Genomic DNA, 11,445 nt, shown 5'->3' on the forward strand with positions numbered 1-11,445 from the left:
TCATCGGTCAGATAGCGACAGGCTGCGGTTTACAAGGAGTTCAGACCTGAGAGGTCTGATTCGAAGGGCACGGATTGAGAAGGTGAGGGGCATTGCGATGATGCGTCTTTGTGCAGTGATGGTGATTAGCCTGTTCAGCGGCCTGATTTCAGTGCAGGCCAGCGAACTGGAAAGCTGGAGCGTTGGCTTCCACGAGCTGACATTTCTCGATCCGCTGGACTCCCAGCCAATGCACGCCTACGCCTTTTATCCCTCCACCGATCCCGATAAGGTCACGCGGGTTCAGGGCTATCCGATTCGGGCCACTGAAGACGCGGCCATCGCCATGGGCCGCTTTCCGATGCTGATGCTGTCTCACGGCAACACTGGCACGCCCCTGGCACAGCACGACCTTGCCACTTCATTGGCGCGCAAGGGCTTCGTCGTGGTAGCGGTCTTTCACCCCGGCGACAACTACCTCGATCACAGCCGCCTCGGCAGTTTGAGCAATCTTTACGGACGACCGCTGCAGATCTCGGAAGCCATCAGCGCGGCGCTGCTTGATCCAATGCTGTCTCCTTATATCAGCGCCCGTCGCGTTGGCGTCATCGGCTATTCCGCCGGAGGCGAAACCGCATTGATCCTGGCTGGCGCCAAGCCCGACCTCAAACGTTTGCGCCAGTACTGTATCGATCGTCCGCAGGACATCGATGCCTGTAAGACTCAAGGCGAGTTGCTCATGGACCGCGATGACCTGCATGCTCAGGCAGACCCTCGCGTCGGTGCGCTGATGCTGATGGCGCCGTTGGGCATCATGTTCGGGCGTCAGACGTTGGCCGACGTGCACGTGCCGGTTTTGCTCTACAGCGGCGATGGCGACGAGTTGCTGGCCATCGACAAAAATGCCGAGGCCCTGGCGCGCAAGCTGCCAGACGTGTCGAACTTCAAATTGTTGGCAGGGGCCGGGCATTTCGTATTCATGGCGCCCTGTGACGACATGCAACGCGCAACCCAGCCTGGACTGTGCAATGACGCCGTAGGTGTCGACCGCGAAGACATTCACCGAAGCCTCAGCAGCGATGCAGTGGCGTTTTTCGAATCGGCATTGGGCACGCCGTTGAGCACGGCAGGGATGCAGCAGGCGGCGGTGCACTGAGTTTCAATTGACGCCTCAGAGCGCCCCTCTGCGCGTTTGAGCATTGGCCCATTTAGCCCCTTCAGCGCCAAGTGCTCGCCAGACCGCTTTCGCGAGCAAGCTGCGATGGCGGAGTGTCAGACGCAGCATCGCTATCTGGACCACCGCTTCGCGGCCGTCGTCCCTCCGGCGGCTCCTACACGGTGGATGGCGTGCCGAAATTCCAGACTGGGCGCTGAATCAGTAGGAGCAGCCGAAGGCACGATGGCCGCGATGGCGGGGTGTCAGACGCAGCATCGCTATCTGGATGACCGCTTCGCGGCCGTCGTCCCTCCGGCGGCTCCTACACGATGGATGGCGTGCCGAAATTCCAGACTCGGCGCTGAATCAGTAGGAGCAGCCGGAGGCACGACGGCCGCGATGGCGGAATAGGTCTAGCCTGCCTTCAACGTCTTAACTTTTCGCCTGGATCACTTTGCCTCGACGCTCGCCGATTTTTCTGGCCTGTCCGTCACGCTGCTTGCCGGTGCGTGCCTCGCTGATCAAGGCGGGAATCAGTGGCCCTTCCGGCAGGTTTTTCCAGAAGCGGGCGGGCAGGTGGCCTTGCATGACTTTGGGGTTGAGCCGCGCCGGGTTAAAGATGTGACTGTAATAGGTCAGCCACAATTCGCCGTGGGGGTCATCGGCGTTGCGGGCCAGGGCTTGCCAGGCTGCGGGGCACTGGCGTTTGTGAATCAGCTGCTGACCGTCGTAGAACACCCCGTCCTTGGGCGTCGCGATCATCCAGCGGTGGCGCCCCAACCGTCCGATGAAATGCTCGCTGGCCGTGCGCAGGATGTCGTGAGCCGGTTCGTGCCACGCCACGTATTCGGGCAGGGCGTGGGTTTCCAGCAACGCCGCTTTGACTGCAAGATCCTTCGGATGAGGATCGACGGGCAGCGCGATGAAGCGCAAGAACGCATGCAAATGATGAGCTTCCCGGCTGACCTGCTTCAATCGACGATGCAACTCGCTTCCAAGCTTGTCCCCTGCAAGCATCGCCGTGCGGTCGCCATGGCTGACGCGCCACAGCACTTCATACAGCAGGCTCCAGCGCTGTTCGCCGCAATACTGCGCCGCGTTCGCCAACAACTCGATCAGTTCCAGCGGAACGCGCGCCTGAATGGGGCCGGTATGGGCAGGGTATTCATGCTCACTGGCGAACAGGTCCGCATCTTCGCGCACGCTCCAGCTGACCTGATCAGGGTTGATCTGATGGCTGAGCAGCCAGCGCGCCTGCTGTCGCCAGGTGTCGAACGCGTCGTCGCAGTCGAGAATGATCATCCCCAGAGCGCCATTTGCTGAGGTTGCGGCCGATCCCGTAATTGCTCGCGCAGCATGACGCTGGAGCTTTCCGCCTGGCGGGGGTGGTAATCGCTCGTGATGATGAACGGCTTGGCCTTGGCCAGCACGCAGCGCAGGCGGGTCAGGTCTTCGTAGCGAATCCGTCGCTGACGACGCAATTCGACCAGGCGTTTGGTGGTGCGGATGCCGATGCCGGGAATGCGCGCGATCATCGCCGGTTCTGCGCAATTGAGGTCAAGCGGGAACACGTCGCGGTGTTCGAGGGCCCACGCCAGCTTCGGGTCGATGTCCAGCGCCAGATGCCCCGGGCCGCTCAGCAGTTCATTGGCGCTGTAGCCATAACCCCGCAGCAGGAAGTCCGCCTGATACAGCCGGTGTTCGCGCATCAGGGGCGGGGCGGCCAGCGGCACGCTTTTCGGGCTGTTGGGAATGGGGCTGAAGGCCGAGTAATACACGCGCTTGAGGCGGTAATCGCCATACAAGGATTCGGCGGTGTGCAACAGGGTGCTGTCATCGGTGTCATCGGCGCCGACGATCATCTGGGTGCTTTGCCCGGCGGGGGTAAAGCGCGGCGCCCTGGGCTCATTGAGGATGGTCTGTTGGCCGGTGTAAATGGTCTGCATCGCCTGTTTGATCGAGCCCATTTCCTTCTCCGGGGCCAGCGTCTGCAGGCCCAGTTGGGTGGGCAACTCGATGTTCACGCTCAAGCGATCGGCGTAGCGGCCGGCTTCTTCAATCAGCGCCGGGTCAGCTTCAGGGATGGTCTTGAGGTGAATGTAACCGCGGAATTCATGCTCCTCACGCAGCAGCTTGGCGACACGGACCAGTTGCTCCATGGTGTAGTCCGCCGAGCGAATGATGCCGGAGCTGAGAAACAGCCCGCTGACACAATTGCGGCGGTAGAAATCCAATGTCAGCGTGACCACTTCTTCCGGGGTGAAACGCGCGCGCGGCACGTCGCTGGAACGGCGGTTGACGCAGTATTGGCAGTCATAGAGGCAGAAGTTGGTCAGCAGGATTTTGAGCAGCGATACGCAGCGGCCGTCTGGGGTGTAACTGTGGCAAATCCCCATGCCCGTGCTGGAACCAATCCCCGATTTACCCTCAGAGCTGCGCCTGGGCGCGGCACTGCTGGCACAGGAGGCATCGTACTTGGCGGCATCGGCGAGGATGCTCAGCTTGTCGATCAGCTGCATGAAATTTCCCGATACTGTTTTTATGTACAGTATCGAGTTTCGAGGCGGTCAACAAGGGCCGATTGAAGGGACCGTGCAAGGCCACCGCACTCATATGGTTATCAGCGCGGGATCCTGGGCGTCAGCTTGCTCATGAAGAGGGCTGTGCATCCATAGAGCGCGTTTGATAAGTCCGCATTCGTGAGCAAGCTCAGTCCCACAGACGCTCGCAGAAGCTCGTGTCAGTTCAACCCTCAGCTGATCCGCTGCACCAATTCTTGCAACTCGCCGAAATTTTTCACCGGGTGAAAATTGACGTGGTGTTCGAAATCCGAAAAATCGGTGTCGCCATACCCGGCCACTTGCGCACCCGCACCCAAACCGGCCATCACGCCCGGAATGCTGTCCTCCACTAACAGACATTCTTGCGGTGTCAGGCCCAGCAAGTCAGCGGCGTGCTCGATGAGGATAGGCGAGGGTTTCCACGCATCCACTTCATACGCGCTGACAATCAGGCCGTGGAACACGTCCAGCAGGCCGACCGTGCTCAGGCAGGTTTCGATCTTGCTGCGCGGGCCGTTGGAAGCCACGCATTTGGGCAAGGACAGGTTGCGCACGAAGTCCACCGCGCCGGGCATTTCTTCGAGTTCGGCCTGCAACAATGGCAGGGTGCGGGCGCGGAAGCTGTTGACGATTTCCAGGTTGGGCAGCCAGGGGTAGTCGCGGCACAGGCCCTCCATGCACAGCGCGAACTGCACGCCACGGAAGCGTGCCAGCACTTCATCGACGCTCAGAGTGACCTGATGTTCCTGCAAAATGTCGCGCAGAAGACCCGCTGCCAGCCGTTCGCTGTCCACCAGGGTTCCGTCGCAGTCGAAAATGACGCCGGCAATGTTCAAACAGGTGTCTCCCGTGTTCGTATTCGGGGCGGTTGGACCGGCATTATCCCGAAAAGTTGGCGGGGAGGGGGGCTGACTGACCTACGGTCTGTCAAGGATGCGCGAGACACGGCGCGCTGACGGGGCGCTGTTGGAAACGCCCCCATCAGCCTGAGACCTTGAGACGGCCGGACGCTACAGCGTCACCGGCGTGACCAAGGTGCCTTCGTCGAAGAACCCGCTGACATTGGCAAATACCAAGTCGGCCATGGCCTTGCGGGTCTCGTGGGTGCCGCTGCCGATGTGCGGCGTAATCACCACGTTATCGAGGTTCAACAGCTCGGCCGGAACGTTCGGTTCGTCTTCGAACACATCCAGCCCCGCACCGGCGATACCTGATTCCAACAGCGAGGCGACCAGCGCCTTCTCGTCGACCACCGAGCCACGGGCGACGTTGATCAGGAACGATGTCGGCCCCAAGGCCTTCAGCACCTCGGCGTTGACCAGATGCTGTGTGTCCGGGCCACCCGGCACGATGAGGATCAGGTAGTCCGATGCCTTGGCCAGTTCGATCAGATCGCCGTAGTGGGTGTAGGACACATCCGGGTAGGGCTGACCACGGCGGTAGTACGCGATGTTCATGTCGAATGCGGCGGCACGCTTGGCGATGGTTTTGCCGATCTTGCCGAGGCCTACGATGCCGCAGGTCTTGCCATCCAGGCTATTGCCCAAAGGCAGTTTGCCCTTCAGCCATTTGCCTGCGCGGACGAAGCGCTCGGCTTCGCTGACCCGGCGCGACACGCACAGCATCAGCGCCAGAGCGGTTTCGGCCACCGCGTTGTTCAGCACATCGGGGGTGTTGCTCAGTTGGATGCCCCGCTTGGCCAGGTACGCGGTGTCGATAGGGTCATAGCCCACGCCGAAGCTGTTGATCACTTGCAGGTTCGGCAGCTTGTCGAGCAACGCGTTGTCGGTGCCATAGACGCCGCTGGTGACCACGCCCCGGATCTTTTCGCCATGCTCGGCGGCCCAGGCGTCAATGTCTTTGATTTCCCAGCGGTTGTGCACGGTGAAGTCGCGTTCGAGGTTTTGCGTCAGTGCGGCATGCACCGGACCCCAGACCAGCACATCGGCTTTCTTGTCGCTCATGGTTTCCTCCTTGCGGCGCGGCGTCGTCGACAGAGGCCGCGCCTTGGTTGCAGCATCAAAAAACATTTCAGCCATGCTTGTTTAACACAGGTTGCGCTTCGGAACGCCCGGTTTTGAGCAGTTCAGCGATGGCCATCGTCAGCAGCGGTGCGAAAAGTGCGAAATACGAACTGTCGATGCCGTACGGGTTGCCGGCCAAAAACCAGCCAATGGTCGAGAACACCGACAGGATCACACCGGCCAGCGCGCCGCGACCCGAGCCGAATTTCGGCGCGTAGAAGCACATCAGCACGATCACCGCGAGGGTGGCGCGCAGGGCTTTGCCGAGGAAGGCGATCAACAGGATCTTGTCGGCAAACAGCGCGAGGATCAGCGGCAGGAAACCGATGACCACGATGGCCAAACGGATGAACACCACGGATTTCTTATCGTTCTTTTCTTTATTGAAGAACGGGTCGTAGAAGTCCTTCATCGCCAGGGTCGCCGAGGCCAGGGTGTTGGCCGAGATCCCGCCGAACAGCGCGCCAGCCAGACCGATAACCACCAGACTGGCCGAGAAGGTCGGCATGTGCGCGATCAGCGCTGGGAACGCGTCGATCGACTTGATGCCGGGGTACAAGTAGGCGCTGCACATGCCGATCAACGCGGCCATCAGGCCGAACGGGATCATCAGTGAAGACACGTAAAAGCAGGCGCGTTTCGCGGTCTTCTCGTCTTGGGTGCTCACCAGCGCCTGAATCACATACTGCGTGGCGAAGATCGAGCCGACACCGCCGATCATCCAGGCGAAAATCTGACCCCAGCCCACCCCGGTGAAATCGAACATGGTGGGCGGCAGCTTGGCTTGCAATGCGCCGATGCCACCGCTGGCATTCAACGCGAACGCCAGGGCCAGGACGATGCCGATGTACTTGACCACTGCGTGCACGAAGTTGGTGTAGACCACCGAGCGCATGCCGCCGACGCTGACGTAAAACACGGTGATCACGCCGACCAGGAGAATGGCGAGGGTTTTGTCGATGTTCAACACCGCCGCCAACACCGCGCCGCTGCTGGCATACAGGGCGACGGAAACGATGCTGAGCGCGCAGATGGTCAGGATCGATGCCGCGTAGCGAGTGCCCTGGCCGTAATTCTGAGCGAGGATGCCGGAAATCGTATTGAGGCCGGTTTCTCGGTATTTCTTCGCCAGCACCAATGCCAGCAGCAGGAAGCCGAGGGACAGCGCCACGAGGTTCCATGCGGCGGAAATCCCGGCTTCAAAGCCTTTCTGCGCAGTGCCGATGCTGACTGAGCTGCCGATGAATTCGGACAGCAGCAACGCGCCAATCAGAAACGGCGGAAAGCTGCGTCCGCCCCCGGTAAAGCCGTCGCTGCTTTTGGCGTGCTTGCGCACGCTGTAACCGATGTAGGACATGACCACGAAATAGCCGGCGGTCAGGCATAGGATGATGATTATTCTTGGGTCCATGTTCTCTCCGTTCCCGAACGACGGGCGCGTGATAAGGCGATGCGAGGTGAATGAACGGCTCAGCGTCAGCTGGTTGTCAGACGACAAGGCTGATAGACGGCTGAATGCGGTGAGCACAGATCTGGGCTGCCGCAGGTCATTACCTGCCGCGAAGACGCGGGGGAGAAGGGTAATCGACCGCGGGGGCTCGATTTGAAAGGGATGTGAGGCGAGAGTGGGCGTGTGTATTCATTGTTATTAGAGGCTCGTGATTTACGTTGGAGGGCAACTCAATACGAAGCATTTGTTATACGTCATCGTACAACGTCGCGCAATCGTACTGCGCTTCGCTCATGAATCAAGGGCCACTGATTTTGAGGCGGGAGGATTATTGCCAGCATGTGCGATTCGGCAAAGCACGGGAGATGCTGGAATTCACCACGTCCACGGTCGATCACATCGCCTGGACCGTGGGGTATCAGGATCCTGCGGCCTTTCGTTCGACGTTCCGAAAAATTACCGGTTTAACGCCCAGCGATTACCGCAGCCACTATGGGGTCGGCACGCCAGCGCGTGCTCCTGTGGCCGAGTCGTGAGTCACTTGCCGTGCGGCGCGGTCCATACCGACAGCCTTTTCAGAAAGCCCAGGATTTGACGCACATGAACGGACTCAAACGCCACGCCCATGCCTTCGCCGCTGTGATGCTGTTGGCGCTCGTTGCCGGGTGCAGCTCGCAACGCAATCAGGCGCCGCCTCCGCCGCCTGAGGTCGTGCGCAGTGAAATCGTGCGCCTGCTGCCCGCCAGCGTCGCCGACCGTCAGGGCTGGGCGACCGACATCTACACCGCGTTCGACGCGCAGCAGATCAGCCCCAGCGTCGAAAACCTCTGCTCGGTGCTGGCCGTGGCCGAACAGGAGTCGAACTATCAGGTCGACCCGGCCGTGCCGGGCATGGGCAAGATCGCTCAAGATGAAATCGACCGCCGGGCCAGCAAGGCCCACATCCCCAATCTGCTGGTGCGCAGTGCGCTGGACATCCGGTCTCCCTCCCGCAAGACCTACGCCGAACGCCTGAGCGCCGCCCGTACCGAAAAGGACTTGAGCGCGATTTTCGATGACTTCATCGGCATGGTGCCGCTGGGGCGTACGCTGTTCGGCAATTTCAACCCGGTGCATACCGCCGGGCCGATGCAGGTGAGCATCGAGTTTGCTGAAAAACAGGCGCGGGGCTACCCGTACCCGGTGGAGGATTCCATTCGCCATGAAGTCTTTTCCCGTCGCGGTGGCCTGTACTTCGGCATCGCCCATTTGCTGGGTTACCCGGTCAGCTACGACAAGCCGATCTATCGCTTCGCCGATTTCAACGCAGGGTGGTACGCCAGTCGCAACGCGGCGTTCCAGAGTGCGGTCGCGCGGTTGAGCGGCAAACGACTGGCGCTGGATGGCGACCTCATCAGCTACGGTTTCGGGCCTGCGCTAGGGCAGACCGAACTGGCCGTGCGCAGCCTGCACACACAACTGGGCATGCGCAATCCGACCATTCGCAGCGCGCTGGAGAAGGGAGAGACGCTGGAGTTCGAGGGCACCGACCTTTACAAGCAGGTGTTCGCGCTGGCCGACAGCGCCGCGGGCAAACGGCTGCCTCGGGCGATCCTGCCGGGCATCGTGCTGGAGAGTCCAAAAATCACTCGCAAGTTGACCACCGCCTGGTTTGCGCAACGGGTTGAAGAGCGGCGGGTGCGCTGCATGGCGCGCGCGTCGGGCTCGCTGAAATAGCGCGACGACCGCTGGTCACTTTTTTGGCACCCCCGGGCGCTGACTGCCTCGAACCTGAGACAGCCCGATTGCGGCTCAGCAGAGAAGAGGTGCTTATGTCAGTCGATCCCACTACGCCCATCACCCGGCCGGAAGAACTGCCGACCGCCGATCAGGACCTCGATCCGGACGCCAAGGATGACGAGGATTTCGAGGAGCAGAAGCAGCAAAGCGCTGAAGATCGCCCGGAGGACTGGCAAGCGCCTCGTCAGCGCCCTGAAGACTGGAACGAGCCGCCCGCCGCCGCGCCTGTGGTGGCGCCCGACGAACCAACGCCGCTGTCCGACGACTTGCGCTGAATTACCCATGCCTGTGCCGGAGTGGACACGATGTCCGCTCTGGGTTTAGTGAATCTGTGTCAGGGAGCGTGTGTTTGTGACCCGTGAGACTGAGTCATCCACCATCATTACCAGCAGCGTTCCGGCGGCCGATGTCGAGTCCGCAGAGACGCTGCTGTTCGGCACGCCCAAAGAGCGGCTGGATTTCTATCGCAAGGAAATCCAGTACGAGACTGCCATTCTGTCTAACCGCACCAACGCCTATTTGTCAGCGCAGTCATTCCTGGTGATTGCCTTCGCCTCGTCCATGGCGAACCTGAATCCGGAATGGGGGAAGTTGTTCACCTTGGTGGTACCGCCATTTTTGACGCTGTTGGGGTTGATCAGCTCGATGCACGCGTGGCCGGGGATCCGGGCGGCGTACGAGATCATCGATCATTGGCACTTCAAGCAGAGTCAGTTGTTGCACAGCCAGCCTGCAATGGGCTTGGCGTATGACGACTCGCCTTTGTTCAGCGAGCATGAATCGAGTGAGAAGGGCTATCGGAAATCGCTGATGTTTTCCATGCGCACCCCTTGGCTGTTCAGCGGATTCTGGTTCTTGCTGGGGGCGTTTTCGATCTATGCGCAGCTGACCGACATGGCGTTTTGAGCAGTGCCGCATCGTGTGGATGGGCACTCTGCGCCCGCCACCAGCTGAGTCGTTTAACGATGCCCCGCTGAATAGGTGAACACCTGCGCATTTTCATGCGCATTGAGACGGTCCTTCCCTGACTCGACCAACACTCCTTCATCGGTCTGGCAACAGCCGGGTACCCCGGTACCGGTCGCTGATCAACAGGAAGGTGACGCGATGCTCTTTACCCCGGAATTGCGCAGGACGCTGGAATGCGCCTTCCTGCCCCTCGCTTGCGAGTGCACCCTCACGCCCGGCGGCGGCCTGATGGTCAACATCTTTGATGTCGAGACCGGCCGTGTCGCCATGCGCGTGGAGAATATCGCCCTTGCCAAACTCGCCACTGTGCGCGCCGTGGCCGAATGGGTTGTCCAGCTCCGCTACGATTTGCGCACAGTCGGCACGCCCTTTGGCTCTATGCCCACGCGCTTTGCCTCGTCGGCGGGGGCGCCTAGCGCGCTATCGTCGCGCATCGTCTAATATGCTCAGCGCCAACGGAACCTTTCGTGTAGGGTGATGTTAACTTGACACCAAAACTGCGCCGGGTTATTTCGTCGCACCCGTTTGCCTTACCAAAATCGCTTTCTATTGAATCAGTTAGGTCATGACCCGATGCGTCGCGTCACTGCCTGACCTTTTTTCGTGTGTCTGCCCGTCGTCGCGTTTTCCCCGTCGAGGGCCCGATGAGCAACTTCCCAGGAGCCAACCTCATGGCAGTACTGCAGCAAACCACCGTGGATTCCCTGAAAAGCGCCGAAGCCGAGCTGTCCGCCGCCTGGCGCGCGGATCTGGAGGCGAGTGGTGCGGCGCGCAATCTGAAAGCGGACGACGTCGAGCAACAGACCAGGGAGTTCCTTCGTCTGTTGACGTCCGTCCTCGAAAAAGGCGGCTCGCAAAATATCACCACCGCCGAGTGGGACGAAGCCCGCCAATTCCTCGAAAAACTGTCTCATCAGCGCGCACTGGCCGGTCAGGATTCCCAGCAGACCGCCAGCTTCATCTTTGCGCTCAAAGGCCCGATATTCGCGCTGCTGCAAAAACAGTACGGTGACAGCCCGACCCTGCTGACCGAGCAGCTGTGGGAAGTCTCCCAGCTGTTGGACGTGCTGGGCATGCACACCATCCGTACCTTCCAGAAGTCCCGCGAGTCGGTGATCAAGCGTCAGCAGGAAGAATTGCTGGAGCTGTCGACGCCTGTGGTCAAGCTGTGGGAAGGCGTGCTGGCGCTGCCGATGATTGGCACGCTGGATTCGCAGCGCACCCAGGTGGTGATGGAATCGCTGCTGCAACGCATCGTCGACACCGGCTCTGAAATCGCGATCATCGACATCACCGGCGTGCCGACTGTAGACACCCTGGTCGCGCAGCATCTGCTGAAAACCGTGACCGCGATTCGCCTGATGGGTGCCGATTGCATCATCAGCGGCGTGCGTCCGCAAATTGCCCAGACCATCGTGCACCTCGGCCTGGACCTGCAAGGCGTGGTCACCAAAGCCAATCTGGCCGATGCGCTGTCGCTGGCCTTGCGCCGTCTGGGCCTGTGCGTCACCAAGGCGGTATAAGCCC

11 protein-coding genes and 1 pseudogene are annotated in these 11,445 nt (G+C 60.7%); 7 read left to right on the top strand and 5 right to left on the bottom strand.

Annotated features, from left to right (window positions below; translation table 11 throughout):
• Positions 1-97 precede the first annotated feature (97 nt).
• Positions 98-1,135: an alpha/beta hydrolase family protein gene (locus tag B3N48_RS15955; RefSeq protein WP_296185341.1), complete on the top strand. Its 1,038-nt coding sequence runs from the start codon at positions 98-100 to the stop codon at positions 1,133-1,135.
• Between the two features lie 432 nt (positions 1,136-1,567).
• Here the strand turns inward: B3N48_RS15955 and B3N48_RS15960 are convergent, their stop codons facing one another.
• From B3N48_RS15960 to B3N48_RS15980, 5 genes are all read right to left on the bottom strand, one after another.
• Positions 1,568-2,437 carry a TIGR03915 family putative DNA repair protein gene (locus tag B3N48_RS15960; RefSeq protein WP_296185342.1) on the bottom strand — a complete coding sequence of 290 codons (870 nt, stop codon included), beginning with the start codon at positions 2,435-2,437 and terminating at the stop codon, positions 1,568-1,570.
• A complete protein-coding gene (locus tag B3N48_RS15965) occupies positions 2,434-3,654 on the bottom strand; it encodes a putative DNA modification/repair radical SAM protein (RefSeq protein WP_296185344.1) in 1,221 nt (406 codons plus the stop codon). Before B3N48_RS15965 ends, B3N48_RS15960 begins: the two co-directional genes overlap by 4 nt.
• 233 nt (positions 3,655-3,887) lie before the next feature.
• The gene (locus B3N48_RS15970; RefSeq protein ID WP_296185345.1) at positions 3,888-4,532 is read right to left on the bottom strand and encodes an HAD family hydrolase; all 645 of its coding nucleotides are present in this window, start codon (positions 4,530-4,532) and stop codon (positions 3,888-3,890) included.
• 174 nt (positions 4,533-4,706) lie between these two features.
• Complete coding sequence (locus B3N48_RS15975) at positions 4,707-5,660, bottom strand: 2-hydroxyacid dehydrogenase (protein WP_296185346.1); 954 nt, start codon at positions 5,658-5,660, stop codon at positions 4,707-4,709.
• 67 nt (positions 5,661-5,727) lie between these two features.
• Positions 5,728-7,131 (bottom strand): sodium:solute symporter family protein, encoded by a 1,404-nt coding sequence (locus B3N48_RS15980; protein ID WP_296185347.1) that lies wholly within the window; start codon positions 7,129-7,131, stop codon positions 5,728-5,730.
• Positions 7,132-7,484: 353 nt separating this feature from the next.
• Here B3N48_RS15980 and B3N48_RS15985 point away from each other — a divergent pair.
• The 6 genes and pseudogenes from B3N48_RS15985 to B3N48_RS16010 all read left to right on the top strand — a co-directional run.
• A pseudogene (locus B3N48_RS15985) lies at positions 7,485-7,706 on the top strand (helix-turn-helix domain-containing protein); the annotation flags it as partial.
• Between the two features lie 64 nt (positions 7,707-7,770).
• Positions 7,771-8,886, top strand: coding sequence for a DUF1615 domain-containing protein (locus B3N48_RS15990; protein ID WP_296185349.1), 1,116 nt, complete (start codon positions 7,771-7,773; stop codon positions 8,884-8,886).
• A gap of 95 nt (positions 8,887-8,981) precedes the next feature.
• On the top strand, positions 8,982-9,224 hold the full coding sequence (locus tag B3N48_RS15995) for a hypothetical protein (protein WP_296185350.1): 243 nt from the start codon (positions 8,982-8,984) through the stop codon (positions 9,222-9,224).
• A 103-nt stretch (positions 9,225-9,327) separates the two neighbouring features.
• The gene (locus tag B3N48_RS16000) at positions 9,328-9,855 is read left to right on the top strand and encodes a hypothetical protein (protein ID WP_296186163.1); all 528 of its coding nucleotides are present in this window, start codon (positions 9,328-9,330) and stop codon (positions 9,853-9,855) included.
• 201 nt (positions 9,856-10,056) lie between these two features.
• Entirely contained in the window at positions 10,057-10,359 is a 303-nt protein-coding gene (locus tag B3N48_RS16005; RefSeq protein WP_296185352.1) for a DUF1652 domain-containing protein, read from the top strand.
• 230 nt (positions 10,360-10,589) lie between these two features.
• Positions 10,590-11,441: an STAS domain-containing protein gene (locus B3N48_RS16010; RefSeq protein ID WP_296185354.1), complete on the top strand. Its 852-nt coding sequence runs from the start codon at positions 10,590-10,592 to the stop codon at positions 11,439-11,441.
• The last annotated feature ends 4 nt before the right edge of the window (positions 11,442-11,445 follow it).

Origin of the sequence: Pseudomonas sp. UBA1879 (genome assembly GCF_002338065.1) — a bacterium.
In the GTDB taxonomy this organism is placed as follows: Bacteria; Pseudomonadota; Gammaproteobacteria; order Pseudomonadales; family Pseudomonadaceae; genus Aquipseudomonas.

Bases quoted from the DNA above. Each gene is read 5' to 3' on its own strand.
- B3N48_RS15975 (WP_296185346.1), bottom strand. From the start codon at position 5,660: ATGAGCGACAAGAAAGCCGATGTGCTGGTCTGGGGTCCGGTGCATGCC.
- B3N48_RS15990 (WP_296185349.1), top strand. From the start codon at position 7,771: ATGAACGGACTCAAACGCCACGCCCATGCCTTCGCCGCTGTGATGCTG.
- B3N48_RS16010 (WP_296185354.1), top strand. From the start codon at position 10,590: ATGGCAGTACTGCAGCAAACCACCGTGGATTCCCTGAAAAGCGCCGAA.
- B3N48_RS15955 (WP_296185341.1), top strand. From the start codon at position 98: ATGATGCGTCTTTGTGCAGTGATGGTGATTAGCCTGTTCAGCGGCCTG.
- B3N48_RS15960 (WP_296185342.1), bottom strand. From the start codon at position 2,437: ATGATCATTCTCGACTGCGACGACGCGTTCGACACCTGGCGACAGCAG.
- B3N48_RS15965 (WP_296185344.1), bottom strand. From the start codon at position 3,654: ATGCAGCTGATCGACAAGCTGAGCATCCTCGCCGATGCCGCCAAGTAC.
- B3N48_RS15980 (WP_296185347.1), bottom strand. From the start codon at position 7,131: ATGGACCCAAGAATAATCATCATCCTATGCCTGACCGCCGGCTATTTC.
- B3N48_RS15995 (WP_296185350.1), top strand. From the start codon at position 8,982: ATGTCAGTCGATCCCACTACGCCCATCACCCGGCCGGAAGAACTGCCG.
- B3N48_RS16005 (WP_296185352.1), top strand. From the start codon at position 10,057: ATGCTCTTTACCCCGGAATTGCGCAGGACGCTGGAATGCGCCTTCCTG.